The following is a 24,080-nucleotide window of genomic DNA, read 5'->3' as shown; positions in this document are numbered from 1 at the left end:
TCCAGAAGCCGACGTGGTAGCGCCCCGGTTCCGTCCTAGGCGGACCGGGCGCGTGCCTGTTGAGGGCGCCGCCCCATGCCGGGGTCGGCGCCGCAAGTGGATCCATGAGATCCTCCGGAAGACAATTGTTGTCGGACGACATGTGTCTCCCTGCCCCGTCGGCGCTGACGCACACCTGTGAGCTGCGGAACACCGAGGGGCTACCGCGCCCCTCGTCCGTACGGAGCATCAGGAAGAGCCAGAGGACCGTGGACAAACTCATCGCACTTGAGCGCGCTCTGCGCACCGCACCCCCGCATACGCTGCTGGACCTCACCACGGAGACGCTGCGGGAGTACGACGCGTCGGACGTCGAACTGCGCATGATCGACTACGGGCTGACAACACTCCAGAGCGTGCGCCCGACCGCCGCCAAGGGCCCCGTGCGCGTCCCCGCGTACAACACCCCCGAGGGGCGGGCCTTCGGCGCGCAAGAGCCGGTCCTCGTATCCGATGAGCCGCGCGGGACGGTGACCGCGCACCTGCCGGTGACCGTACGGGGCGACCGGCTGGGGGTGTTCTCCGCCACCTTCCCCCGGGCCGTCTGCGACCGGGAGCTGCTGGCCTCGCTCGCCCAGGTCTGCGAGGCGCTCGGCCACGAGATCCTGGTCGCCGAGCGCGATACCGACCTGTTCCTGCTGGCCCGCCGTACCACCCGGCTGACCCTCGCGGCCGAGATGCAGTGGCAGCTGCTCCCCGGGCGCTCCTGCGCGCGCCCCGAATTCGCGCTGGGCGCCCACCTGGAGCCCGCCTACGCCATCTTCGGCGACAGTTTCGACTGGTCGGTGACGGAGGACACCTTGACCCTCACCGTCCTCAACGGGATGAACGAGGGCATAGAAGCCGCCTTGCTGACCCACCTGGCGGTCAACGCGCTGCGCAACGCGCGGCGGGCCGGACTCGACCTGGTCGGCCAGGCGACCCTCGCCGACCAGGCGATCTACGCGCAGTACCGGGGCGAGGCCCACCTGTCGGTGCTGCTGTTGCGCTTCGAGCTGGCGACCGGCGAGGTCGAGGCGATCGACGCCGGCTCGCCCCGGGCCTGGCGCATGCACGAGGGCGGTACCGTCGAACGGCTCCCCTTCGAAGCGCAGCTGCCCCTGGGCATGTTCGAGGACACGCCCTACACCGCCGAGCACTTCCGCGTCAGCGCCGGGGACCGGCTGCTCATCGGCAGCGACGGCGTGTACGAGACCTCATCGCCCGAGGGGGTCCCCTATGGCGAGCGCGCGCTGGCCCGCACGCTCGGCGCCACCAAACTGCTGCCGCCCTCACAGGTGCCGCGCGCGGTGCTGCGCGAGCTGGCCGAATACCGCGACACGGCGCCGATGCTGGATGACGCGCTCGCCGTCTGCCTGGACTGGTACGGCCGCCGGCCGACGGCCGATGACGGCCCCTCCGGCCGCTGACGGGACCAGGGCGGGGGCGACCGGGCCGGGATCCGGCGCCCTCCCGCGACCCGCGCTCAGGCAGGACTGCCCCGCTCTCAGGCAGGTCTGATGGCGGGGTCATCCGCCGCGAGGGGAAAAGAAGAAGAGCCCGGATCCGCGGCCTCGACAAAGCCCCTGAGACCCTTCAGCAGCGCGTCCCGTTCCCGCTGCGGCATCGCGGAGAGCACGGCGAGCAGCGCCTGCTCCCGCTGCTCCCGGAGGCTGCGCAGGTAGGCGCGGCCCCGGGCCGTGAGGTGCAGCTCCAGCTCCCGCCTGCTGGTGGGGCTGGGCACCCGCTCCACCAGGCCGATGGCCTCCAGCCGGTCGCACAGCCGGCTGACCGAGGAGGGCGCCGAGCCCAGCGCCTCACCCAGAGCGCGCAGATTGATGCCCTCGTCCCGGTCGATGCAGTACAGGACCCGTAGCTGGGACGGGGAGACCGGGGCCGGGGCGACGGCTTCTCTGCCGCGCTCCCAGAGCACTTCCAGCAGCTCGATGACCTCGCCCGCCGTCCGTGCGGCGTCATGGGGGCTACGACCGGGGGGCGTGGGATTCACTCCCATGTCAGTGACACTCCATCTCGGCGACGGTCCCTGTGAGGCGCGGCCACCGGCCCACCACGGCGTCCGGCCCCCGTCAACCCTATCCCTGCTCACCGCCCCCCTGGCCAGTGCGGTGCGGTCACTTTCCGGGATCGCGGCGGAGGCCGCGCGCCGGGACGCATCGCCGCGCCAGGGCAGGGAGCCCTCGCGCGCGCCCGGGAGAAGCCGCACGGACGGGTAGGGGCGCCGCTGTGCGCTGGGGCCCCGGGGCGGGATTAGAAGGTCGCAGGGTTGGTTAAAGGGGCCACGCCTACGGTGCCGTGAGTTTCTCCGTGGCCGCGGGGGACGACGCCGGTACGAGGAGGCTGGAATGGCAGCGCGGGAGACGGAGCAGGCCGCGGGCGATCCGCGGGAGGCACGGGAACTGCTCGTCCACCTGGTGTTCGGGCACATGGCCGCGCGCACGGTACGCGCCGCCGTCGAGTTCGGCGTCGTTGACATCATCGGCACCGACGGGGAGGTCACGGCCCGGGAGATCGCCGAGCGGTGCGGGACCCTCCCCCAGCCCACGCACCGCCTGCTGCGCGCGCTGGCCGGGCTCGGGCTGCTCACCGAGACCCGGCCCGGCAGCTTCACCGTCACCCCGGCGGGGGCGCTGCTGAGCGAGAAGGACGAGGACTCCTTCGGCGCCTTCGTACGGATGTTCCTCGACCCCGCGATGCTGCGGGCCTGGGACCAGCTCGACGAGAGCGTGCGGACCGGGCAGACCGCCTTCGACTCGGTCTTCGGCATCGACTTCTTCTCCTACCTCGACCGGCATCCGGACCTCTCGGCCCGGTTCAACTCCGCCATGAGCCAGGGCACCCGGGCGATCACAGCGGCCCTGCCGTCGCGCTACGACTTCGCGCGCTTCACCACGGTCATCGACATCGGAGGCGGCGACGGCACCCTGCTGAGCGCGGTGCTGAAGGGAACGCCGGGGCTGCGGGGCGTCGTGTACGACACTGCCGGGGGGCTCGCCCAGGCGAGGACGACGTTCGAACGGGAGGGGGTGGCCGACCGGGCCACCACCGCCGTCGGCGACTTCTTCACCGCCGCGCCCCCGGGCGGCGACCTCTATCTGATCAAGAGCGTGCTCCACGACTGGAGCGACGAGCAGTGCGCGGGCATCCTGAGCCACATCCGGGAGGCGATCCCCGACGAGGGGCGGCTGCTGATCGTCGAGCCGGTGCTCCCGGCCACCGCCGAGGCGCAGGGCGCGGGCGTGCCGTATCTGAGCGATCTGAACATGCTGGTGAACGTCGGCGGCAGGGAACGCACCCGGGAGGACTTCACCGAGCTGTGCCGCACAGCCGGCTTCGCGGTGTCCTCCTTCACCCCGATCGGCCCGGACGGGGGCTACTGCGCGATCGAGGCCGTCCCGGCACCGGGTGGCATCCCGGGTGACCAGACCCTCTGACTCGCCTGATTCCGGGGTGACTTGTGGCTACTGTTGCCCTTCATGGAAGGTCAACGCAGCGGCATGGAAGCCCGACGCGGCAGCGGGAGCGTGCACATCCAGCTCGGCGCGTCCGGGGCCGAAGGCACGGAGGGGCCCACCCACGACTTCTGCTCATGGCTGAGACAGACGGCCGACATCCGGGAGCACGCGGACATCAGCCTCCGCACCGCCTCCCGGGGCACGTCGGAGACGATGGGCACGGTCGAGATCATCGACTTGGCCCTCGGGCACGGGTTCGCCGCCCTCAACCTGGCGCTCGCGTACGCCTCCTGGCGCAACGCCCGCCCCTCCGCGCCCACCGTGACGCTGACGACCAGCCGGGGCTCCGTCACGGTCCGCGACGGCTCCGAGGAGGAGATCCGCCGCATCGTGGCGGCGCTCGACGGCGTGGGCGGCGCGGACGACGCGGATGCGGACCGGGACGCGGGCGAGGGCCGGGACGGTGAGCAAGGATCGCCCGGCAGCCGATGAGTGCGCCCTTCCCCGACCCCGCCCGGTCCCGCGCCGTGCTGATCGGGGTGGCCGGCTACGAGAAGCTGCCGGACCTGCCCGCGGTCGACAACAACGTGAGCAAGCTCAAGGAACTGCTCATGGACACCGACCTGTGGAACCTGCCCGAGGAACACTGCATCGCGCTGTCCGGCGAGCAGGCCACCTCGGCGCAGGAGGTCATGCACACCCTGCACACGGCCGCCGGCGAGGCGAAGGACGCCTTCTTGGTGTACTTCGCCGGGCACGGGCTCTCCCCGCTCAAGTTCGGCCTGCACCTGGCCCTGCCCGGCGGCAACGCCGAACGCCTCTACAACGCGCTGGACTTCAACCACATCCGGCACGCCCTGACAGAGGTGTGCGCCGCCCGCCAGCGCCTGGTCGTCCTGGACTGCTGCTACGCCGGGCGGGCCTTCGCCGACCACCTCGGCGCGCCGAACGAGGAACTGGCCGACCTGGCCGGGATCAAAGGCACGTACCTGCTGACGGCGGCATCGGCGACGGCCCGTGCGCTGGCCCCCGAGGGCGAGACGTACACGGCGTTCACCGGTGAGGTCATCAAGGCTCTCGGCGAAGGCGTTCCGGACGGCCCCGACCTGCTCGACGCAGACTCCCTCTTCCGGCACATCCGCCGCGAGCTGATCGCCAAAGGCCGTCCCGAACCCCAGCAGCGCGCGGACCATTTCGGGCACCGCATCGTTCTCGCGCACAACCGGTGGGACCAGGCGGTCAGCCCGGAAGCGGCCACCTACGCGTCGGCCCTCACCGCCCTCATCGCACCCGCCCGGGGCCCGGGCGCCGGTCGCGGCCACAGCCACGGCCCGGAGGGGGACGCCCTTCCCGCTGCGGCCGCACTGGCCGGGGCGCTGGAGCTGCCCCCGGCCCAGGTCAAGCGCTACCTCAAGGGCGGGCGCATCGCTCCGGGTGAAGTGCTCGACGCGCTCGCGGACTTCGCCGGAATCTCGCGTGGGGGCCCGCTCCCGGCGGAGGAACTGACCCGTCTGCACGCCCTCCGGCGCGCCGCGCAGCGCACGAGCAAGGACAGCGACACGCAGCTGCTGTACTGGCGCGAGGAGGCCGACAGGCTCAGGAGCGAACTGGACGACCTCGCCCAGGAGCTGGACGGATCCACGCTGCTCGATGAACGCGACGGGCTGCTGCGTCAGCTCGAACACGCACGGCAGTACGTCAAGGACACCGAGAGTGAGCTGGCGGTGGAGCGGGAGAACGTCCGTCTGCTGCGGCGTGAAGTGGACGTACTGCGCCGACAGGTGCGCAGACTGCTCGCTCCGGAATCCGCCGTCGAATCCGGGGAGTCGGCGGCAGGGGCGTCGGCGACCGGGGAGGCGACCGTCAGCGCGAAGGTACCGGCCGCCGTCGCGGACAACGGGCGTGCCGAGGGGGGCGATCGCGCCGAGGGAGCCGACGCGTCCACCGCACTCGGCTCCGCAGCGGCCCCTTCCTCGGCGGATGCGGCGGAAGGGGCAGGCGCGGAGGCTCCGGCAACCGGCGCACCGGCCGCCGGCGGCTGTCTCACCGCCCTGCTCTGCGCACTGGTATTGGTCTACCTGCTCATCGGTTGGCTGGTCAGCCTCGGCAACGTCGGCCTCAAGCCCTCCAGCGGCCGTATGCCCACCGTCGCGGGAAACACGTACATCTGGGATGTGGCGGGCGGCGTCAAGACCGAGTTCACCACGGACGGCGAAGCGGCGACCGACCACTTCCAAGGCAGCCTCCGGCTGGAGGTGGGCGAGGAGTGCGCGGGGAAGCCCGTCGAGGTCAAGTGGGAGATCGCCGTCAACGGCCAACGCTTCAAGAAGGGAGGGGCGACGGTCGAAAAGCGGGGTGCGGGCACGAAGATCGCCACCGAATTCCCCTACACGTCCCCCGTGGACACGGCCACGGTGAGTGTCGCTTCGACCGGAGGCGCCGACAGGTGCGACACATTCGGCCTGGTGTGGGAAGGGCCCGGCCTGTCCAAGAGCTACGACGTGTTCTATGCCTTCTGACGGCCGGTCCGCGCCGCCGGGCCAGGATCCTGCCCCTTGGTGGGGTGTTGCGCTCGTCCTCGCGGGGGTGGCCGCGATCGCCGGCCTGGCGCTGTTGATCAGCGCATCGCAGTCCCTGCTTCTGAACCGTCCCGATCGTGGATCGGTCCCCGTCTTCCGCAAGGAGAAGAGCGGCGGCCAGGAAGCCACCGAACACCGCTACCTCACCTGGGACGTACGCAGGCGCGCCGAGAGCACCTTCCACCCCGGCGGACCGGACCGCTTCGGTTTCCAGGGCCGCAAGCTGGGCGGCGAGCTGACCTTCTCCGTACCGCACAACTGCGCCGACCGGCGTATCCGGTGGGAGATCCGCGCCGACGGCGAACGGGTGGGGAGCGGCGCCCTGAGATGGCTGCACACGTACAAGGTGACGACCGACTTCGCCCTCGACCGCACGCCGGAATCAGTCACACTCCTCATGTACTGGGACGGCGGCGGCACCGACTGCCCCTCCTTCAGCGCCGAATGGGAGGACCCGCTGGTGAACAGGGACTTGACCAGCTAGGCCCGTCCCGCCGTCACCCGAGGGCCGGCGAAACCCCGGCGACCGGGGCGCCATCGACGACTTCGACGCGAGCGGCAACGCCAACGGGGCTACAGGGCCTACGGCTTCGCGGCCCGCTCCAGTGCCGCCGCGACACCGTCGAGGAAGCGGGCGTGGGCGAGGGGGCCGCAGGGCAGCTCCGGGTTCCACGGCAGGATCGTGGCCCGTGCGCTCAGCGCCTCCCAGCCCTCGACGCCCCGCAGCCGCTCGACGGGCTGGGCGTTGCCGCGCGCGTCGCTCAGCACGAGGTGCGGCTCCAGCGCGGCTGCCGCCCGCCAGTCCGTCGTGGACCAGTTGGCGCTCAGGCCCGCCGGAGGGCGCACCATCGTCACACCGTGCTCGGCGAGCGCCGCCAGGTCGCCCCACGCCTCGGGGCGCGCGAGGTGCACGCTGTCGGCGCCGGCGGGCGAGAGCGCGAGGACACGGATCCCCTGCGCCGCCGAGGCGGCGGCGGTCAGCCGCCGGGAGGCCGCGTCCAGCTCGGGCGCCCCCGGGGCGCCGTCGCCGGCACCCAGCGCGGCGGCCAGCCGCGCGAACCGCTCCCGTACGGCACTGAGACTGTGCCCCGGGCCGACGCCGAGCGCCACGACGGGCACCCGCTCCTGCAGTTCCTCGGTCCGCTGCGGGTCGAGCCCGTAGAGGCCCTTGCCGTCATAGGTGACGGCCACCAGCAGGTCGGGCCGGGCGGCCAGCAGCTGCCCGGCGCTCAGCCCCTGGCCCGCGCCCAGGTAGGGGACGCTCTCCAGAGGCAACGTCCCCGCCTTGGCCGGGTCCGGGATCTCGCCGTCGTGCGCGGATCCGAACACGCCGACCGGTGTCAGGCCGTGTTCCCATAAGGAGACTGCCGCCTGGAGATAGGCGACCACCCGCCGTGGCGGGCGGCCCGCCGTCGCGCGGTGGCCTCTGTCGTCCCGGAACTGCCATTCGGTCTGCGAGGTCATGGTGCGGTGTACCTCTTTCGCCGGGTCGTGGTGGGTGGGGTACGGCCGTCCGCGCCGGAGGCGCCGACCGCGGTAGCGGGAACCCCCGTTCGTGGCGCGAGCAGGTGTCGCGCTGCCGCTGCCGCCCAAGTCCTGCCCCGTACCAGACGGTCCTATCCGCCGGGCGACAGCCGGGCCAGGGGGCGGACGGAGAGCGGCGCGGAGGTCTGCTGGAGGATCGACCGGAGGGCGGCACGGGGATGCCCGGGGACATCCGGGGCCGGGTGGGCGGCGAGTACGGTGGCGGGAAGATCGTCCGCGCTGCCGCACCTCCGTGGCGGGGACGCACCGTCCGGAAGGAGCACAATCGCGCATGTCCCGCACCGCCGACTCCGCCCACCCTTCGCCCGCTCCCTCGCGCGCACCGTCGCCCGGCGGCCCCGCCGACGCGTCCGGTGAGGCCCCCGTGCTGGTGAGCAGGGACGGGCGGGTGGGCCGTATCCGGCTCAACCGGCCGCGCGCCCTCAACGCCCTCGACCACGCGATGGTCCGCCTCATCGCCCAGGCGCTGGAGGACTGGGAGCGGGACGAGCGGGTGGCGGCGGTCGTGGTCAGCGGCGCCGGCGGGCGCGGGCTGTGCGCGGGCGGCGACATCCGGGGCATCCACGAGGATGTCCGGCGCGGCGGAGGGCGGGAGTCGGAGGCGTTCTGGGCGGACGAGTACCGCCTCAACGCCCGTATCGCCCGCTACCCCAAGCCGTATGTGGCGCTCATGGACGGCGTGGTCATGGGCGGGGGCGTGGGGATCTCGGCGCACGGCAGCGTCCGCGTGGTGACCGAGCGGGCGCGGGTGGCCATGCCGGAGACCGGCATCGGCTTCGTCCCCGATGTCGGCGGGACGTGGCTGCTCTCCCGGGCGCCCGGCGAACTGGGCACCCACCTGGCGCTGACGGCGGCCCCGGTGGGTGCGGGGGACGCGCTGCTGTGCGGGCTCGCCGACCACCACGTGCCCGCCGCCGCGCTGGACTCCTTCGCGGAGGCGCTCGCGGACCACACCCCGGCCGAGGCGCTCGCCCGCTTCGCCGCACCGGCGCCCGAGGCCGAACTGGCGCGGCGGCGCGGGTGGATCGACACCTGCTACGCGGGCGGCGATGTGGCCGGAATCCTGGACCGGCTGCGCGACCACGGCCGTCGGGGGGCCGAGTACGCCAAGAGCGCCGCAGAGGCCGAGGCGGCCGAAGCGGCCGACAGCGCGGCCGAGTTGATCGAGTCCAGGTCGCCCACCGCACTGAAGGTCACGCTGGCCGCGCTGCGCCGGGCCCGGCGGCTGCCCCGGCTGGAAGAGGCGCTGGACCAGGAGTACCGCACCTCGCTGGCGACCTTGCACTCGCACGACTTCACGGAGGGGGTGCGGGCGCAGATCATCGACAAGGACCGCAGTCCGCGCTGGTCCCCGGCCGCCCTCGCCGAGGTGACGGAGCGGGAGGTCGAGCGGCACTTCGCCCCGCTGGGCGCACGCGAACTGGGCCTCGGAGCAGGGTAGATCCGGGCTCCCCCGTGCCGTCCGTTCTGTACGGGGGCTGAATTCGGCGGGGTTACCTGTGCGTTTCTCATGGTCGGCTCGTGACAGATCCGACTATCCCTGTCCCCTTCGGATGTTGCATTCTTGTCCCGTGCTTCCCGAGAAAGGGGAAAGATGGACAAGCGGTACGAGATATTCTGCCTTGCGGACAGATATTTCTATGACACACCCGACCGCTTGTCCGACTCGACGGACCGTGCGGGAGAGCCCGCAGGATTTCCCGTATCGCACCGTCCGGTACCGGCGGGGTGGCGCCGGACCCGCTCCGGAGACTGGCTCGAACTGAGGCCGGTGAAGGGCGAATTCCCCGTGCAGGGCTGGAAGATCCACGCCTCGGCCTGCCTGGACAACGCGGACGCCGTCGGCACCGCCGTCTGGGACTACTGCGTACCGCGCGGAATACCCTTCAAATTCGTTCCCGCCCGCACTCACCTCTACCTGCGCAATGCGAAATACGCGGGGCGCGGCACCAGCGGGAAATTCGCCACCATTTACCCGTCGGACGACGCGCAGCTCGAAACCATTCTCGACGAGTTGGGCGGCATACTGCGCGGCCAGGACGGCCCCTACATCCTCACCGATCTGCGCTGGCACGACGGGCCGCTTTACGTCCGCTACGGCGGCTTCGCGCCACGCTTCTGTGTGGATGAGAAGGGCGAGCTCGTGCCGGCTGTCGAGGACGCCTCTGGGCACCTGGTGCCCGACCGTAAGGACCCCGCCTTCCGGGTGCCCGACGGTGTGGAACTGCCCGCCTTCCTCCGCCCCCACTTCGAGGCACGCGCCTCCACCGGCGTCGGGGAACTGCCGTACCGCATCGAGCGGGCCCTGCACTTCTCCAACGGCGGCGGCGTCTACGGCGGCACCGACCGCCGCGACGGACAGCGCGTCGTCCTCAAGGAAGCCCGCCCGCACGCCGGGCTCGCCGCCGACGGCGCCGACGCGGTGACCCGCCTGGAGCGCGAGAAGGCCGCACTCGACCAGCTCGCCGGATTGCGGGTGGTGCCCGCCGTACGGGACTGGTTCGAGCTGGACGGTCACCGCTTTCTGGTCATGGACGAACTGCCCGGCCAGACGCTCAACTCCTTCTTCGCCAAGCGCCACCCGCTGCTCAGCTCCGACCCGGACCCGGAGGCCGTGGCCCGCCACGCCGCGTGGGCGCTGCGGATACACCGGCTGGTCGAGGAGGCCGTCGAGGCGGTGCACGCACGGGGCATCGTCTTCAACGACCTGCACATGTTCAACATCATGGTCGCCCCCGACGAACAGTCCGTCGCCCTCCTCGACTTCGAGGCGGCGGCGCCCGCCGTGGAGAATCCGCGGCAGATCGTCGCCCACCCGGGTTTCATCGCCCCACACGATCGCGAGCGCTACGACATCGACCGCTACGCGCTGGCCTGTCTGCGGCTCGCGCTCCTGATACCGATGACGACGCTGCTGGCCGTGGACCGGGGCAAGGCCGCGGACCTGGCGCGGATCGCCGCCGAACAGTTCCCCGACGTGCCCGGGGAGTGGCTGCGCGAGGCCGTCGCCACCATCGAGGGCACGCCGCAGAGCCCCCCTCCCCCGTCCACGTCCGTCTCCACGCCGCCCCCAGCGGCCCGGCCCGCACCCCCGTCCCCGCCCGTATCCCCTCCCCCGTCCGTGTCCGCGCCCCCGCTCGCGTCCCGGCCGCCCGCGTCGCCCGCCGAGTGGCCCGCGGCGCGGGAGTCCATGGCCGCCGCCATCCTCGCCTCGGCGACGCCCGACCGGGACGACCGGCTCTTTCCGGGCGACATCGCGCAGTTCGCCAACGGCGGCGGCCTCGGTCTCGCGCACGGCGCCGCCGGAGTGCTCCACGCGCTCGCCGAGACGGGCGCCGCCACCTGCCCGGAGGGCGAGGAGTGGCTGCTGCGCCACACCGACTCCCCGCCACGCGGCACCCCGCTCGGCCTCTATGACGGGTTACCCGGCATCTCCTGTGTGCTCGCCCGCTTCGGGCACACCAAGCGGGCGCTGGAGCTGACCGAGCGCGTGCTGGACGAGAAGTGGCAGCGCCTGGGCTCCTCGCTGTACGGAGGGCTCGCGGGGCTGGGCCTCGCCCTCGATCAACTCGCCGACGTCACAGGGGAGTTGGGTCTGCGGGCGCACGCCTGGGAAGCGGCCCACCTGCTCGCCCGACGGCTGGCTCCCGCGTCCGGCGAAGGCGCCTCGCCCGGCGCGATCGGCGATCCCCTCGGCACGGGCCCCGCACCCGCGCCCCGCCGGGCGGGCCTGCTGTACGGGGCGAGCGGCGCGGCGCTGTTCTTCCTGCGGCTGTACGAACGCCGGGGCGATCCCGCACTGCTCGACCTGGCCGAAAGCGCGCTGGCCCGCGATCTGGCGCTGTGCGTCCGCGACAGCTCGGGGACGTTGCAGGTGGACGAGGGCAACCGCATCATGCCCTACCTGGGCGCTGGCAGCGTCGGCATCGCGGCGGTGCTCGACGACTTCCTCGTACACCGCCCGGAGCACGCGGCGTTCACCCAGGCCAGGCTCGACATCCTGCCCGCAGCCCGGATGCGGTACTACGCCCAGCCCGGCCTCTTCCAGGGCCGCGCCGGGTTGCTGCTCCACCTCAGCAGGACCACGACGCCCGGCGTCACCGAGGCCGACCGCGCGGCGCAACTCGACGGCCTCAGCTGGTACGGCATGACCTATCGGGGGGCGCTCGCCTTCCCCGGCGACCAGATGATGCGGCTGTCCATGGACCTCGCCACCGGTACCGCCGGCTGTCTGCTCGCCGCGGGCGCCGCCGCCGCGGTCCGCGACGGGAATCCGCTGCCGAGCCTGCCGTTCCTGCCGCCGCCACAGGCGAGCACGCCACCGCCGCGCGCGAGCACGCCGCCGCTGGCGAGCACGTCACCACCGTCGGCGAACACCCCGTCGTAGCAGGCGGGTTCGCCCTCCCTGCCGCCGCACGGCGGCACCCAGACCGGCCTCCGGGGCGGGGGCCGTACCAAAGCACACCGTCCCTGTAACAGCACAACCCGCATTGCCACCGACACACCAACGAAAGGACACACCATGGCACTTCTCGACCTGCAGACGATGGAGCCCGAGGAGCGGACCGGCGGCGGCGACGAGAGCAGCGCCAGCCTCCTGCTCTGCGACAAGCAGAGCGCGCACAGCACGCTGCTGTGTCTGTGACCGAGTGACGCAGGCACCCGGTGCTCCTGGGCGAGGCGTGAGCCCCGCCCAGGAGCACCACCCTGGAGGAGAGCGAGAACGCCACCGGACGGCGAACGGCGGGGACGACCCGGCGGCCCAGCGCGCGGCGGCCGACCGGCTGCTGGCCACCGAGGGCCGGCGCCAATGGCGGCGCACCACGGCCCTCTTCCTGTGCGCCACGGCCTCCTCGGGGGCCGCTCTCGCCCTGCCCGCGGCCCTCGGCCGCACCCTGGACCTGCTACTGGCGGACGACCCGGCGGGCAGCTGGCTCGTCCTGTGCGCGGCATTGACCTGCGCGCTGGTGGCGCTGGACGCCGCCGATACGGTGCTCACCGGCACCCTCAACTCCCGTACCACAGCCCGGCTGCGCTCCCGCCTGACCGGCCATCTGCTGGCCCTCGGCCCCGCGCGCGCCGGGCGCTTCAGCCACGGCGACCTGGTCACCCGCTGCACGGGAAACGCGGCCCACGCCGGTACCGGCCCGGCGGCGGCGGCCTCCGCGCTCGCCGCCCTGGTGACCCCGCTGGGCGGCGTCGTCGCGCTCGCCCTGCTCGACTGGCGGCTGGCGGCCGTCTTCCTCGCGGGCACGCCGCTGCTCGCACTGCTGCTGCGCGCCTTCTCCCGTACCTCGACGGACTGTGTGACCCGCTATCAGGAGGCGCAAGCCCGTATCGCGGGCCGGCTGGTGGAGGCGCTCGGCGGGGCCCGCACCCTCGCGGCGGGCGGCATCCTGGAGCGTGAACGGGCCCGCGTGCTGGGCCCGTTGCCCTCGCTGAGCGCGCAGGGCCACCGGACCTGGCGGGTGCAGGGCCGCGCCACAGCGCAGGCCGCCGTGCTGGTACCGCTGCTCCAGGTGGCCGTCATCGCGGTCGGCGGAGTGCTGCTGTCCTCGGGCGCGCTGAGCGTGGGCGGGCTCGTCGCCTCGGCCCGCTATGCCGTACTCGCCGCGGGCGTCGGCACCCTGGTGGGGCAGCTCAACGGCCTGGTGCGCGGCAGGACGGCGGCGCGCAGGCTGGCCGAAGTGCTGACGGTGCCCGGTATGCCGCACGGCCATGTGGCGCTGCCGGAGGCGCCGCCCCCGGTGCGGCAGCGGGAGCCGAGTCCTCTGGGGCGGCTGGAGCTGCGCGGCGTGTGTGCCTCGTACGAGGGCCGCCCGGTGCTGCGCGGCGTGGACCTGACCGTGCCGGCCGGAGCGACCGTCGCCGTGGTGGGGCGCTCGGGCGCGGGCAAGTCGCTGCTGGCGGCCCTCGCCGGGCGGCTCGCCGAGCCGGAGTCGGGCAGCGTGCTGCTGGACGGCACGGACCTGGCCCTGCTGGAGCGTACGGAGCTGCGGCGCGCGGTCGGCTTCGCCTTCGAGCGGCCGGTGCTCTTCGGTACGACCGTCGCCGACGCCATCGCCGCCGGACTCCCGCCGGATACCGGCGACCCGCGCCCACGAGTGCGCCAGGCGGCGCGCGCGGCCTGCGCCGACGGGTTCATCCGCACGCTGCCGCACGGATACGACACGCCCTGCGCCGAGGCACCCTTGTCCGGTGGCGAGGTACAGCGCCTGGGCCTGGCACGGGCGTTCGCGCACGAGGGGCGGCTGCTGATTCTGGACGACGCGACATCCAGCCTGGATACGGTCACCGAGCTGAAGGTGTCCCAGGCGCTGTGGAGCCGGACCGCGCGCTCCCGCACCCGGCTGGTGATCGCGCACCGCGCCTCCTCGGCGGCCCGCGCCGATCTGACGGCATGGCTGGAGAAGGGCCGTGTCCGCGCCTTGGCGCCCCACGCGGAACTGTGGCAACTGCCCGCCTACCGGGCCCTGTTCGGGTCCGGGCACGAGTCGTCCGGGACGGCCGGCCACGACGCGGCGCACGGGCACCGGGGGAATGCGGAATCCCGGCAGACGGGGCCCCGGGAGACGGGCCCCCGGCAGACAGGGTTCCGGGATGGGTAGGCACGGCGGCGGCAAGGGACCGGTGCGGGCGGGCGTGCGCTTCCTCCTGCGGCGGCCCCGCGTACTGTGCGCGCTCGTGGGCTGGTCCGTACTGGAGGCGGCGCACACCTTCGCCCTGGGGTTCGCGCTGGCCCGCGCACTGGACGACGGATTCCTCCACGGCCGCCCCGGCGTCGGGCTCTGGTGGCTGGCGGGGGCCGGGCTCGGCCTGCTCGTGGGCGCGTTGGGCACGGCCCGGGTCTACCGTCAAGTGGCCGCCCTGGCCGAGCCGCTCCGCGACGAGCTGGTGCGCCGCGTCGTCGGCCGGGCGCTGTACGACGCCGTCACCCGTACCGGCTCACCGGGTACGGGGGGCACTCCGGGCACGGACGGCACCGGGGATACCGGAGCCTCGGGCGGGGCGGGCGGGCCCGGCGACATAGGGGCCGTCTCCCGGCTGACCCACCAGGTGGAGATCGCCCGGGACAGCTTCGCTGGGCTGGTGATGGTCTCGCGCTCGTTCGTGTTCACCCTGGCGGGAGCGCTGGCCGGGCTGTTGTCGCTCGCGCCCGTGCTGCTGGTCATCGTCCTGCCCCCGCTGGCGGCCGGGCTGGCCGTCTTCGGCCTCACGCTGCGCCCGCTGGCCCGCAGACAGCGGGACTTCCTGGTCGCGGACGAGGAGTTGGCCCACGAGGTGGGCCGCACGGCCGCCGCGCTGCGGGATGTGACCGCGTGCGGCGCCGAGGACGCGGTACGGGAGAAGACCGAAGCCCGCATCACCGCCGAGCAGCGGACCGCCGACGCGCTCGCCCGCTGGGGCGCGACCCGCGCGCTGGCCCTGGGGGTGGGCGGCCGACTGCCCGTGGTGCTCCTGCTGGTACTGACCCCGTGGCTGCTCGCGCGAGGGGTGACGGCCGGTGCGCTGGCGGGCGCGCTGACCTATCTGACCCAGGCGCTGCTGCCCGCTCTCCAGAGCCTGGTGCACGGGCTGGGCGGTGCGGGCGCCCGGCTGGCCGTGGTGATCGACCGCCTGCGCGCGGGCCCGCCGCTTCCGTCGCCGCCTCCCGTCCCACCCCCTCCGGCCCGTACGGCGGCGCCCGCGCTGGAGTTGCGGGCGCTGAGCTTCGCGTACGGTCCGGCGGCCGAACCCGTGCTCAGCGCGCTGGACCTGGTGGTTCCGGCCGGGGAACACCTGGCGGTGGTGGGGCCGAGCGGTGCGGGCAAGTCCACGCTGGCCCTCCTGGCCACCGGGCTGCTGAGCCCCTCCCGCGGCGGCATCCTGGCCCAGGGCCGGCCCGTGACCCCGCCTCCGGCGGCCGACGGCCTCGGGGCGGGGGGCCTGGAGCGGGTGCTGATCCCGCAGGAAGCGTATGTGTTCACCGGCAGCGTGCGCGAGAACCTCAGCTGCCTGCTGCCGGGCGGCGATCGCGCGCGGCACGGCTCGCCCTTCGCCGCCCCGGCTGCCGGCGACGACGCCCTGTGGCGGGCTGCCGGGGCGGTGGGCGCGGCGGAGTTGGTGCGGCGGCTCGGCGGCCCCGAGGGGAGGGTGGATCCGGTGGCGCTCTCCGCCGGGGAACGCCAACTGCTGGCGCTGGCCCGCGCGTACCTGTCCCCGGCGCCGCTGGTGGTACTGGATGAGGCGACCAGCCATCTGGACCCGGCGGCCGAGGAGTTCGCGGAGCGCGCCTTCGCCCGGCGGGAGGGCACGCTGGTGGTGATCGCGCACCGGGTCAGCTCGGCGCTGCGGGCCGACCGTGTACTGGTGCTGGACGGGCCCCGCACCTGCTGCGGGACCCACGCCGGGCTCCTGCGTCACTCCCCCCTCTACCGCGACCTCACGGCCAGTTGGGCGCCGTACCAGCACGCGTAGCCGCCGGCCGGCACCAGCGCGTGCACCGGTGCGCGTGCGCCTGCTGTGACCGGCGCGCGTATCGGTGACCGGTGCGCATGGCGGCTCGGTGCGCGTACCGCGGCCACTCCGGTTCTCGCCCACTCCGATGCTCGCGGGCCACTCCGGTGCACGCGCGCGGCCCGAGGCCAGGAGCACCCCGGGCCGCGGGCCGGGTCACAGCCAGCCGGCGCCCTGCGAGATCCGGATGGCGTCCACGCGGTTGCGGGCTCCGGTCTTGCGGGTGATGGCGGACATGTAGTTGCGCACGGTGCCCGTCGAGAGCCCTAGTCCGCGCGCTATCTCCGGGACGGAGGCGCCCTCGGCCGCCGCCGAGAGGACCATCAGCTCCCGTCTGCTCAACGGCACTTCGGAGGCTTGCAGCAACGTTCCGGCCAGTGCGTTGTCGACGAAGCGCTCCCCCTTGGCGACACGCCGGATGCCGGTGACGAGCTGCTCGGGCAGTGCGTCCTTGCCCACGAACCCCTGCGCTCCGGCATCCAGTGCCCGGCGCAGCGCCCCCGGGCAGTCCTGGCTGACCAGCACCAGCAGCCGGTGAGCACCCCGCTTGCCGCCGGGCGATCCGGAGAGCCCGGTCAGTTCGCCCAGCGGGGATCTCTCGGCCACGTCGGCGTCGGCCACGCAGACGTCGGCGGTCAGCGCACGCGTCATGCGCACCGCCTCGCGCCACGGCGTGGCCTCGATGACCATGTCCGGCTCCTTTCCGACCAGCGCCGCCAATGCGCATCTGATGATTCTCACGTCGTGCACCAACAGCACACGGATCACGTCAAGTCCCCCCAAATACCCGATGTCTACGCATGACTGGCCTCGCTCCATACATATAAGCTCAAACGGAGGAAGAGACGGGGAGTTTTGGCCACGCATCGGCATGAGAGGTATGCGCTGTGTTAGGGAACCGTGCCCCCAGCACTGGAAGGACACCGCGTACGCCCGGGGCGCGTTCCGCCGCGTCAAGCGCCCTTCAGCGGGTCCGACCAGGCACCGAAGGGGAGGTGGCGAGGCGGCCCCCGGCGGACACGAGCAGGCTGAGGACGAGCGTGAACAGAACGACCACAGTGTTCTGGAACGCCGGATCCATGCCGTTCCACTTGTCGTTGAGATACATCGCGAACCAGTTGCCACCGATCACCACGAAGCCGAGGAAAAAGATCAGCAGCCCCACCACTCCCCCGGCCAGCACGGTGCGCTGAGCCCGCTCCCACGCGGCGGACCGGGCCCTTCGCAGCAATCCGCACGCTCCCCCGTGGAGCAGCAGCACGCCCGCCGCCGTCTCACCGGCTATGACGACGGCATAGACCACGGCGGCGAACCACGTGGCGTGAATCTCACGCCATTCGAAGCCGTTCCCCTCCGCCATGCCGTCGCCGCTGAGCACACCCTTGACGAATTCCCAGTTGCTGGCGGGGTTGGTGAGGTTGTCGAAGGCGACGACGAGAAAGTACAGCGCGGTCATCACCGTCACGCAGGAGCTGACCGCCCGCGCGTGCCGCCACAGCGCGTCCGCGTCCGCCCCCTTCCCCCGCCCCGCCGGCTCCACGGGCCCCTCCGGGCCCGCCTGGCCCTCCAACTTCTTCTGCCCGCCCGGATCTTGGTCGTCCATCCGCCCTCGCGGCTCCCGCTGTTCGGGTACTGACATCGCGTTCCCTCCGCTTTCGGTCAGCTCTCGTTGTCCACGGCACCGTCGGCGAGCGAGGGCAAGGCGCTGCCCGGGTTCCGGCCGGGGACCGCCGCCGGCGCCGCGGGCTCCTTCAGCCCGCGCAGCAGCAGCCGGCCGAGGGCGGGCAGGACGATCAGCGGTGCGAGAGCGGTCCGGAGGGTCGTGGCGTCGGCGAGGGCGCCGATGAGCGGGCTGGCCAGGCCGCCGATGCTGACGGTCAGGCCCAGCGTAACGCCGCCCGCGGTGCCCACCCGGCGCGGCAAGTAGTCCTGGCCCAGGGTCACATGGGGGGAGAAGGGCACATACAGTGCGGCCGAGGTGAGCGCGACGCACACGTACAGCAGCGGCCCGGGGGCGAGGGACAGCAGCGTGAGGGACCGGTGGCGCGAGTCCGGGCTCGCCGGGTTCGTTGGCATCCGCTCATCGTCGCCACGTCCCGGCCTGGCGCGCTTCCGATAAAGCGCCACATCATGCCGGACATCCGCCACACCCCCCAGGCGCCCACCCGGCGCCGACCGGTGCCGGCTGCGCGGGGAGCCGCCAGTCGCCGCCGCGGTCCTCCTTCGACAAGCGCGCGGCGAGGTCTGGAACGCGCAGGAAGCAGGCGAGCGCGGTGGCGGTCTGGAAGGCGTCGATCGCGCGCCGGGTCATCGGCATGCCCAGGCGCAGAAGGCGCGGATTCACCCCGCCCTGGATCGCGTTGACGAAGGGCCGCAGCACTCGGTCGTAGTGCGCCAGCGCGGTCGGCAGATCGTCCGGGTGCCGGTTGATCTCACCGGCCAGGACGTAGGCGCCGACCAGACCGCCGGAGATCCCCATGCCGCTGTAGGGGGAGGCGCAGTGGGCGGCGTCACCTGCCAGGACCACCCGGCCCTGGGACCAGGTGCCGGCGCGGACCTGGACGATCTCCTGGGAGTAGAAGAACGGGCTCGCCCGCATGCCCGCGATGAAACGCTCGGTCTGCCATCCGGCGTCGCGGAACCTGTCGGCCCAGAACTCCTGCAGGCGCTCGACGGGTGCGCGGTGGATCGCCGATGCTTCCTCGGACTCCTCCCGCATCACGAAGTACACCTGGGTCTCGGCCGGGTTGTGGCTGCGGCGCATGATCTGGCGGCCTCCCGGGACCATGCAGGTGTCCCGGATGTTGCTGTCGGACGCGATGCGCGGGACGAACCAGTAGGCCATGTGGATGCCCGTCCGCCAGTACGGGTCGAAGCCCTTCGGGAGGACCGCCCGCCGGATGCGTGAGCCCTGCCCGTCCGCGCCGGCCAGGAGGTCGAATTCTCCCGAGGACTCGTCGGAGAAGTGGGCGACGACCTTGTGCTCGTCCTGCTCGAAGCCGTCCACGCTCTTGCCGAAGACGTACTCGGTGTCGTCCTTCGTCGCGTCGTGCAGGATGCGCACCAGGTCGCCGCGCATGATCTCGTACTCGGACGTGAGGGTCTGCCGTCCCCGTCCGGACGTGTTGGCCATGATGGTCGCCCGGGCTTTGCCGCGGGCGTCGATGAAGGCGACGCCCGCCTCGTCCACGAGCTTGCCGCGGACGGCGTCGAGGAGCCCCATCCGCCCGACGGCCTCGATGCCCTGCCCCCGGAGGTCGACCTGGGCCCCGGCGGCCCGCAGCGCCGGAAAGCGTTCGACCACGGTCACCCGGTGGCCTGCCCGCGTGAGCCAGAAGGCCAGAGCCTGTCCCGCGACCCCGCCACCGGCGACGAGGACCCGCAGGGACCGTGCTCCCGATCTCTTCGCCATGCCCATTCCCCCAAAATCTATCAGTGAATGATTCCTTTCCAGAGGAATCTATCAGCGATAGGTTTGTCAATGTGACCAAGATGAACCGCGAGACCGTCGTCACCGAAGCGCTCGACCTGCTCGACGAGGTCGGACTCGATACCGTCAGCACGAGACGGCTGGCGAAGCGCCTCGGCGTCGAACAGCCGTCGCTCTACTGGTACTTCCGCACCAAGAAGGACCTCCTCGCCGCCATGGCGCAGGCGGCGATGGCACCCCATGCGACCGCGCCCCTGCCCACGCCCGGCGACGACTGGCGCGAATGGTTCCTGGAGAACACGCGCAGCTTCCGGCGCACCCTGCTGCTGCGCCGGGACGGCGCACGGCTCCACGCCGGCAGCACCCCCACCGGCGACCTCGACCGGGTCCGCCACAAGCTGGGCTTCCTCATCGCTTCCGGCGTGCCCGAGCGGGAGGCGCGGATGGCGATGCTGGCCGCCGGTCGCTTCACGGTCGGCAGCGTCCTGGAGGAGCAGGCGGACGCCCGGCCCGACGGCACGGAGCTACCGGATGACGTGCCGGTGATCGATCACGAGCCGGCGTTCGAGGCGGGCCTCACCCTCATCCTGGACGGCATGACGCACCGCACCGCGGCACAGGACACCCCTGCCGGCGCATGACCGTCCGCCGGGTCTCCGGGCCTGCCCTCACCACAGCAGAGCGCCGAGGAGGGTGATGCCGAGGAGGGCGCAGGCCACATAGTCGCCCACGTGTCCGGAGTGGAGGCGCCGCAGCGGCAGGGACCAGTGGGGGCGGACCGCGCGCGGTGTGGCGCGCAGGGCCGCGGCGGCAGCGGTGAGGGCCAGCACGCTGGAGAGCAGTCCGAGCAGCACCCCTGTCGCCGTCCAGTGCGGCGGAGGGGAGGCGAGGCGAGCGGGCGACGCGCCGTGCAGGACGACCGTGGCGTAGCCGGTGTGGTCGGTGAACGCGTCCATCGCGCGGCCCAGCACCGTCGACAGTGCGGGCACACATCCGGCGGCGAGGCCGCCGAGGAGAAGCGCGGCGGCCGAGGCGAACATCGTGCCGGGCACCCGGGTCAGCCGCCCCCGGGTCTCCGGCTCCTCGCCCGCCCCGGTGGTCTCGGAGTCGCCCCCGGCCGTCCCGGCTCCGGCATCCCCGTCTCCTCCACGGCCCATGCCCGTGCCCGTATCCACGCCCGTGCGCGTACCCGTGCCCGTACCGGCGCCCGTCCGCCGACCGCTCCGTGCGCCGTCCCGCCCGCGCGCCCGCTCCCGCTCCCGCCCGGCCTCCCGCTCGGTCTGCCCCTGCGGGTCCGCCGCGCCCATCACGCCGATCACCGCGTTGAACAGCAGCTTCACCGTCGTCCTCCCGGGCTGGGCCGCCACGCACAGCGGCAGCACCACCACGGGCACCGAGACCAGACTGACCGCCGTCAGCGGCCCGCACGGTCAGGGCGCGCGGCTCACGCGACGTCAGCTCTTCACCGAGCAGCCGCTCGTACACCAGCGTCCCGGTCGGGCCCAGCACGGCCAAGGCGAGCGCCACGTCCGTGTAGGCCGGACGCGCGCAGCCCTGGGCGAACAGTAAAAAGGTGAGCGCGACCAGCACCGTCGCGAGGTTCTGCGCCGGCACCCGCCGCGCGAGCGGTCCGGCGCACACCTCCGCCAGCGCGGGCGCTACCCCCGGCACGAGCAGCGCGCAAGCGGCGGCCAGCCATCCGTTCACCGGCGCACCGCCCGGCGCGCCGCCGGCCCCGCCCAGGCGGCCAGCGCGGCGGCACCCGCACCGACGGCACATTCCAGCGGGTCGATCGTCTGAACGAGCATCAGCCACAGCACGGCCATCGCGCCCCACCACGCGGTCAACTCTCCGGCGGCCGCCAGCGCCCGACGTCCCACCGGCTGCTCTCCCCTCCACGACCCGCCCCGCACGGCTGCACGAAGTCGGTGGGTACCACCCCGCCCGTCACACCAAACGGCCCGCCCTTCACCGGGGGCCGGGGGGTGACGGGCTGGGGGACGAAGGGGCGGGTGCGGGCGGGCCCCTACTCCTCCTCGACCTCGCGTATGGCCTCCTCCTCAGCGGAAAGTCCGCCTCCCGCCCCGGCCTCCCGCGCGTAGACGTCCTGGCGCCGAGGCGGCATGGGCTCCACGTCCTCGTGCAACCGGCCCGCTCCCTCCTCGGGCGGCCCGGAGACCGCGTCGGCCACCGTCTCCTCGGGCTCCTCCTCGGCGAGCCGTTCGTCCAGGGACTCCCCTTCGCGCAACTCCTCGGGCGTGGGCGCCGCGAGCGTCGGGGCCGTAGGACTGTCGCCGGGTACCGGCTGCTGCTGCGGGTCGCTGGCGCGCTCCTGCTCCGGAGAGCCGTCCTGGAGGTCGGGGATGCCCTCGTCCTCGGGATCACCGCCCGGGTCGGAGGGCCCCGTCCACGCGCTCGCGTCCTCCGCGACGGAGGTGAGGAACGAGGTGTCGGGACCTTCGCTCTCCGCTCCCTGAGCGAGGGGCGGCGGGTCCATCTCCACGGGCGGAGTCCACGGCCCCCGCTCGACGCGTTCACCCGGCTCGACACCCTCGACAGGGCCCTCGCCGAGCTCGGCCGCGTCGTCCGTGCTCACGGCGTCCCCGGCAGCACGCGCGTCCCCGGCACCGCGCTGGTCCTCGGCGTCGCGCTGGTCCTCGGCACCGCCGCCAAGCCGATCGCCGGTATGTCCCGTCATGATGGGCCTCCAATCGCATCGGCCCCCGGGTACCCACGCGGGACCGCGTCACCCCGGACCCGGCAACCTCCTCCCGCCCCTCTCACACCGCCAGCCGCTCCGGCTCCTCCAGCCGCCCGAAAGCACTCTCATCAAGCCGGGCGAGCAGGTCGGCAGGATCGGCGTACACCTCCTGCGCACCGGCCTCTCTCAGGCGCTCCGGGGGTATCCCGCCGGAGCGGACCCCCACGGGGGTGACCCCCGCGCGGGCGGCGGCCCGCATGTCCCATACCGAGTCACCGACGAACACGGTCTGCTCCTTCGCCGCTCCGGCCAGCTCTCTGGCCTGGTCCACGGGCCCCGGCGCGGGCTTGCCCTCGGAGACGTCGGCGGCGCTGGCCACGCCGACGATGACGGCCTCCGCGCCGATCGCCTGCCGCATCGCCGTCAGCTCGGCTCCGTGCGCCGAGGTGGCCAGCACGACGCGCCAGCCTGCTTGTGTCCCGGCGGGGTGAAGGGCAGCTCGCCCGCCTGCTGGTAGCGGGCCAGCGCTTCGAGTACCGGGGCGGCATCGTGATCCATAGATCCCGGGGTGCCCTCGGGCGGCGAATCGGAACCAGGTTTCTCCCTGCGGGGCCCCGCCTGGCACACACCGTGTCCGGAACGGGACGGCACAGCACGGCACGGCACAGGACAGCAGACGGTGGCACCCGGCACCCTCCCGGCGCCCGGCTGGCAGGGCACGGCATGTGCGGGACCGCCGCCCGTCTACAGCGGCGGCGCTCAGCGCTGTTCCCTGGGCACCTCGCGGACGACGTCCTGCGGCTTCTTGTCGTCGCGCAGGCCCAGGAACCGGGGGTGGCGCAGCATGCCGTCACGGGTCCACTCGGTGAAGCCGACCTGGGCGACGAGGCGGGGCTCGACCCAGTGTGCGCCGCGTTCGCGCACCGGATCGGCGAACGGTGAGCGCCGGGTCTCCAGCTCGTCGAGGCCGGCACGCAGCGCGAGCAACGTGGCGTGGTCGTAGCCGGTGCCGACTTTGCCCGCGTAGCGCAGCGCACCGTTCTCGTAGTGGCCCAGCAGCAGCGCGCCGAAGCCCGTGCGGGCGCCCGCCGGGTCGGTGAAGCCGCCGATGACCAGCTCCTGGCCGCGCTCGCACTTGAGCTTGAGCCAGTCGGGAGAGCGACGGGTGACATAGCGCCCGTCGGCCCGCTTGGCGATCAGCCCCTCCCAGCCGCGTGCGCACGCCTCCTCCAGCTGCCGCTGCCCGCCCTGGTTGCGGTGCGGGGTGAAGCGCAGCGGAGCCTGGAAGTCCAGCGCCTTGCGCAGCAGCGACTTGCGGGTGCGCAGCGGAAGACGGGTGAGGTCCTTGCCGTCGAGCCGCAGCAGGTCGAAGAGGTAGTAGGTGACGGCCACGCCACTGGCTCTCGCCTGACGCTCGGTACTCAGCTGCATCCGCTGCTGGAGCCGGGAGAAGTCGGTGCGCCCGCCGGAGAAGGCGACGATCTCGCCATCGACGGTGAAATCCGTGCCGCGCTGCGCGGCGAGCGCCTCGACGATCTCCGGGTAGGTCTGATTCACGCCGCGCCCGGTGCGCGACAGCAGCCGCAGGCGGCCGTTCTCGCACACGCCGATCGCCCGTACGCCGTCCAGCTTGCGCTCGAAGATCCAGTTGCGGCCGAACACCCGCCGGTCGCTCAGCTCGGCGCGCATCGGCGGTTCCGCCAGTTCGGCGCCGGGCCGCGCCTCGCGGAGCAGGGCACGCTGGTGCGCCGGCAGCCCGTCGAGCAGGTCGCCCAGGGCACTCATGACCGGGCCCTCATGACAGGCCGCTCACGGCGTTCATGGCTCTCGCGGTGCTC

21 protein-coding genes and 3 pseudogenes are annotated in these 24,080 nt (G+C 73.2%); 11 read left to right on the top strand and 13 right to left on the bottom strand.

Annotation, left to right across the window (positions count from 1 at the left end; genetic code table 11):
- Nucleotides 1-248 precede the first annotated feature (248 nt).
- Complete coding sequence (locus tag ABD339_RS13895) at nt 249-1,448, top strand: PP2C family protein-serine/threonine phosphatase (RefSeq protein ID WP_344565799.1); 1,200 nt, start codon at nt 249-251, stop codon at nt 1,446-1,448.
- Nucleotides 1,449-1,525: 77 nt separating this feature from the next.
- Here ABD339_RS13895 and ABD339_RS13890 read toward each other — a convergent pair whose 3' ends face one another.
- Nucleotides 1,526-2,032, bottom strand: coding sequence for a MarR family winged helix-turn-helix transcriptional regulator (locus ABD339_RS13890; protein ID WP_344565797.1), 507 nt, complete (start codon nt 2,030-2,032; stop codon nt 1,526-1,528).
- A 349-nt stretch (nt 2,033-2,381) separates the two neighbouring features.
- Here ABD339_RS13890 and ABD339_RS13885 point away from each other — a divergent pair, with 349 nt between their 5' ends.
- The 4 genes from ABD339_RS13885 to ABD339_RS13870 all read left to right on the top strand — a co-directional run bounded on the left by ABD339_RS13885 (nt 2,382) and on the right by ABD339_RS13870 (nt 6,554).
- A complete protein-coding gene (locus ABD339_RS13885; protein ID WP_344565795.1) occupies nt 2,382-3,470 on the top strand; it encodes a methyltransferase in 1,089 nt (362 codons plus the stop codon).
- Between the two features lie 63 nt (nt 3,471-3,533).
- The gene (locus tag ABD339_RS13880; RefSeq protein ID WP_344565793.1) at nt 3,534-3,983 is read left to right on the top strand and encodes an effector-associated constant component EACC1; all 450 of its coding nucleotides are present in this window, start codon (nt 3,534-3,536) and stop codon (nt 3,981-3,983) included.
- On the top strand, nt 3,980-6,010 hold the full coding sequence (locus tag ABD339_RS13875) for a caspase, EACC1-associated type (protein WP_344565791.1): 2,031 nt from the start codon (nt 3,980-3,982) through the stop codon (nt 6,008-6,010). The genes ABD339_RS13880 and ABD339_RS13875 overlap by 4 nt, the downstream gene beginning before the upstream one ends.
- Nucleotides 6,000-6,554, top strand: coding sequence for a hypothetical protein (locus ABD339_RS13870; RefSeq protein ID WP_344565789.1), 555 nt, complete (start codon nt 6,000-6,002; stop codon nt 6,552-6,554). Before ABD339_RS13875 ends, ABD339_RS13870 begins: the two co-directional genes overlap by 11 nt.
- Nucleotides 6,555-6,652: 98 nt before the next feature.
- Here the strand turns inward: ABD339_RS13870 and ABD339_RS13865 are convergent, their stop codons facing one another.
- Nucleotides 6,653-7,534 carry a substrate-binding domain-containing protein gene (locus ABD339_RS13865; protein ID WP_344565787.1) on the bottom strand — a complete coding sequence of 294 codons (882 nt, stop codon included), beginning with the start codon at nt 7,532-7,534 and terminating at the stop codon, nt 6,653-6,655.
- Between the two features lie 352 nt (nt 7,535-7,886).
- Between ABD339_RS13865 and ABD339_RS13860 the strand changes: the two genes are divergently transcribed.
- The 5 genes from ABD339_RS13860 (at nt 7,887) to ABD339_RS13840 (ending at nt 16,072) form a co-directional block, all read left to right on the top strand.
- Complete coding sequence (locus ABD339_RS13860; protein ID WP_344565785.1) at nt 7,887-9,056, top strand: enoyl-CoA hydratase/isomerase family protein; 1,170 nt, start codon at nt 7,887-7,889, stop codon at nt 9,054-9,056.
- 153 nt (nt 9,057-9,209) lie between these two features.
- A complete protein-coding gene (lanKC, locus tag ABD339_RS13855) occupies nt 9,210-12,002 on the top strand; it encodes a class III lanthionine synthetase LanKC (protein ID WP_344565783.1) in 2,793 nt (930 codons plus the stop codon).
- 135 nt (nt 12,003-12,137) lie between these two features.
- Nucleotides 12,138-12,260 carry a SapB/AmfS family lanthipeptide gene (locus tag ABD339_RS13850; RefSeq protein ID WP_344565782.1) on the top strand — a complete coding sequence of 41 codons (123 nt, stop codon included), beginning with the start codon at nt 12,138-12,140 and terminating at the stop codon, nt 12,258-12,260.
- A 37-nt stretch (nt 12,261-12,297) separates the two neighbouring features.
- A complete protein-coding gene (locus tag ABD339_RS13845; RefSeq protein ID WP_344565780.1) occupies nt 12,298-14,223 on the top strand; it encodes an ABC transporter ATP-binding protein in 1,926 nt (641 codons plus the stop codon).
- Nucleotides 14,216-16,072 (top strand): ATP-binding cassette domain-containing protein, encoded by a 1,857-nt coding sequence (locus tag ABD339_RS13840; protein ID WP_344565778.1) that lies wholly within the window; start codon nt 14,216-14,218, stop codon nt 16,070-16,072. The genes ABD339_RS13845 and ABD339_RS13840 overlap by 8 nt, the downstream gene beginning before the upstream one ends.
- 195 nt (nt 16,073-16,267) lie before the next feature.
- Here the strand turns inward: ABD339_RS13840 and ABD339_RS13835 are convergent, their stop codons facing one another.
- The 4 genes and pseudogenes from ABD339_RS13835 to ABD339_RS13820 form a co-directional block, all read right to left on the bottom strand.
- A complete protein-coding gene (locus tag ABD339_RS13835; RefSeq protein WP_344565777.1) occupies nt 16,268-16,879 on the bottom strand; it encodes a LuxR C-terminal-related transcriptional regulator in 612 nt (203 codons plus the stop codon).
- Nucleotides 16,880-17,075: 196 nt separating this feature from the next.
- Complete coding sequence (locus ABD339_RS13830; RefSeq protein WP_344565774.1) at nt 17,076-17,750, bottom strand: DUF2165 family protein; 675 nt, start codon at nt 17,748-17,750, stop codon at nt 17,076-17,078.
- A gap of 20 nt (nt 17,751-17,770) precedes the next feature.
- Nucleotides 17,771-18,124 (bottom strand): annotated as a pseudogene (locus ABD339_RS13825) (MFS transporter); the annotation flags it as partial.
- 115 nt (nt 18,125-18,239) lie between these two features.
- Nucleotides 18,240-19,523 (bottom strand): FAD-dependent monooxygenase, encoded by a 1,284-nt coding sequence (locus tag ABD339_RS13820; RefSeq protein WP_344565772.1) that lies wholly within the window; start codon nt 19,521-19,523, stop codon nt 18,240-18,242.
- 80 nt (nt 19,524-19,603) lie between these two features.
- Here ABD339_RS13820 and ABD339_RS13815 point away from each other — a divergent pair, with 80 nt between their 5' ends.
- Complete coding sequence (locus ABD339_RS13815; protein ID WP_344566121.1) at nt 19,604-20,182, top strand: TetR/AcrR family transcriptional regulator C-terminal domain-containing protein; 579 nt, start codon at nt 19,604-19,606, stop codon at nt 20,180-20,182.
- Between the two features lie 27 nt (nt 20,183-20,209).
- Here the strand turns inward: ABD339_RS13815 and ABD339_RS13810 are convergent, their stop codons facing one another.
- The 7 genes and pseudogenes from ABD339_RS13810 to ligD form a co-directional block, all read right to left on the bottom strand.
- Nucleotides 20,210-20,935 carry a hypothetical protein gene (locus tag ABD339_RS13810; RefSeq protein WP_344565770.1) on the bottom strand — a complete coding sequence of 242 codons (726 nt, stop codon included), beginning with the start codon at nt 20,933-20,935 and terminating at the stop codon, nt 20,210-20,212.
- Nucleotides 20,936-21,071: 136 nt separating this feature from the next.
- Nucleotides 21,072-21,320, bottom strand: a pseudogene (locus ABD339_RS13805) (hypothetical protein); the annotation flags it as partial.
- Nucleotides 21,245-21,421, bottom strand: coding sequence for a hypothetical protein (locus ABD339_RS13800; RefSeq protein ID WP_344565768.1), 177 nt, complete (start codon nt 21,419-21,421; stop codon nt 21,245-21,247). The gene ABD339_RS13800 and the pseudogene ABD339_RS13805, both read right to left, overlap by 76 nt.
- 146 nt (nt 21,422-21,567) lie before the next feature.
- Entirely contained in the window at nt 21,568-22,239 is a 672-nt protein-coding gene (locus ABD339_RS13795; RefSeq protein ID WP_344565767.1) for a DUF5709 domain-containing protein, read from the bottom strand.
- Between the two features lie 82 nt (nt 22,240-22,321).
- Nucleotides 22,322-22,699: an HAD family hydrolase gene (locus ABD339_RS13790; RefSeq protein ID WP_425575977.1), complete on the bottom strand. Its 378-nt coding sequence runs from the start codon at nt 22,697-22,699 to the stop codon at nt 22,322-22,324.
- An 8-nt stretch (nt 22,700-22,707) separates the two neighbouring features.
- Nucleotides 22,708-22,800, bottom strand: a pseudogene (locus ABD339_RS33780) (aminotransferase class I/II-fold pyridoxal phosphate-dependent enzyme); the annotation flags it as partial.
- Between the two features lie 201 nt (nt 22,801-23,001).
- A complete protein-coding gene (gene ligD, locus ABD339_RS13785; RefSeq protein ID WP_344566120.1) occupies nt 23,002-24,018 on the bottom strand; it encodes a non-homologous end-joining DNA ligase in 1,017 nt (338 codons plus the stop codon).
- Nucleotides 24,019-24,080: the final 62 nt, after the last annotated feature.

It is taken from the genome of Streptomyces axinellae, assembly GCF_039532135.1.
Classification (GTDB): domain Bacteria; phylum Actinomycetota; class Actinomycetes; order Streptomycetales; family Streptomycetaceae; genus Streptomyces; species Streptomyces axinellae.
Note: the sequence above shows the minus strand (reverse complement) of the source record. Positions and strands in the feature narration are given on the sequence as shown.

Bases quoted from the DNA above. Each gene is read 5' to 3' on its own strand.
- ABD339_RS13890 (WP_344565797.1), bottom strand. From the start codon at position 2,032: ATGGGAGTGAATCCCACGCCCCCCGGTCGTAGCCCCCATGACGCCGCA.
- ABD339_RS13885 (WP_344565795.1), top strand. From the start codon at position 2,382: ATGGCAGCGCGGGAGACGGAGCAGGCCGCGGGCGATCCGCGGGAGGCA.
- ABD339_RS13880 (WP_344565793.1), top strand. From the start codon at position 3,534: ATGGAAGCCCGACGCGGCAGCGGGAGCGTGCACATCCAGCTCGGCGCG.
- ABD339_RS13875 (WP_344565791.1), top strand. From the start codon at position 3,980: ATGAGTGCGCCCTTCCCCGACCCCGCCCGGTCCCGCGCCGTGCTGATC.
- ABD339_RS13870 (WP_344565789.1), top strand. From the start codon at position 6,000: ATGCCTTCTGACGGCCGGTCCGCGCCGCCGGGCCAGGATCCTGCCCCT.
- ABD339_RS13865 (WP_344565787.1), bottom strand. From the start codon at position 7,534: ATGACCTCGCAGACCGAATGGCAGTTCCGGGACGACAGAGGCCACCGC.
- ABD339_RS13860 (WP_344565785.1), top strand. From the start codon at position 7,887: ATGTCCCGCACCGCCGACTCCGCCCACCCTTCGCCCGCTCCCTCGCGC.
- lanKC (WP_344565783.1), top strand. From the start codon at position 9,210: ATGGACAAGCGGTACGAGATATTCTGCCTTGCGGACAGATATTTCTAT.
- ABD339_RS13850 (WP_344565782.1), top strand. From the start codon at position 12,138: ATGGCACTTCTCGACCTGCAGACGATGGAGCCCGAGGAGCGGACCGGC.
- ABD339_RS13840 (WP_344565778.1), top strand. From the start codon at position 14,216: ATGGGTAGGCACGGCGGCGGCAAGGGACCGGTGCGGGCGGGCGTGCGC.
- ABD339_RS13830 (WP_344565774.1), bottom strand. From the start codon at position 17,750: ATGTCAGTACCCGAACAGCGGGAGCCGCGAGGGCGGATGGACGACCAA.
- ABD339_RS13820 (WP_344565772.1), bottom strand. From the start codon at position 19,523: ATGGCGAAGAGATCGGGAGCACGGTCCCTGCGGGTCCTCGTCGCCGGT.
- ABD339_RS13815 (WP_344566121.1), top strand. From the start codon at position 19,604: ATGAACCGCGAGACCGTCGTCACCGAAGCGCTCGACCTGCTCGACGAG.
- ABD339_RS13795 (WP_344565767.1), bottom strand. From the start codon at position 22,239: ATGACGGGACATACCGGCGATCGGCTTGGCGGCGGTGCCGAGGACCAG.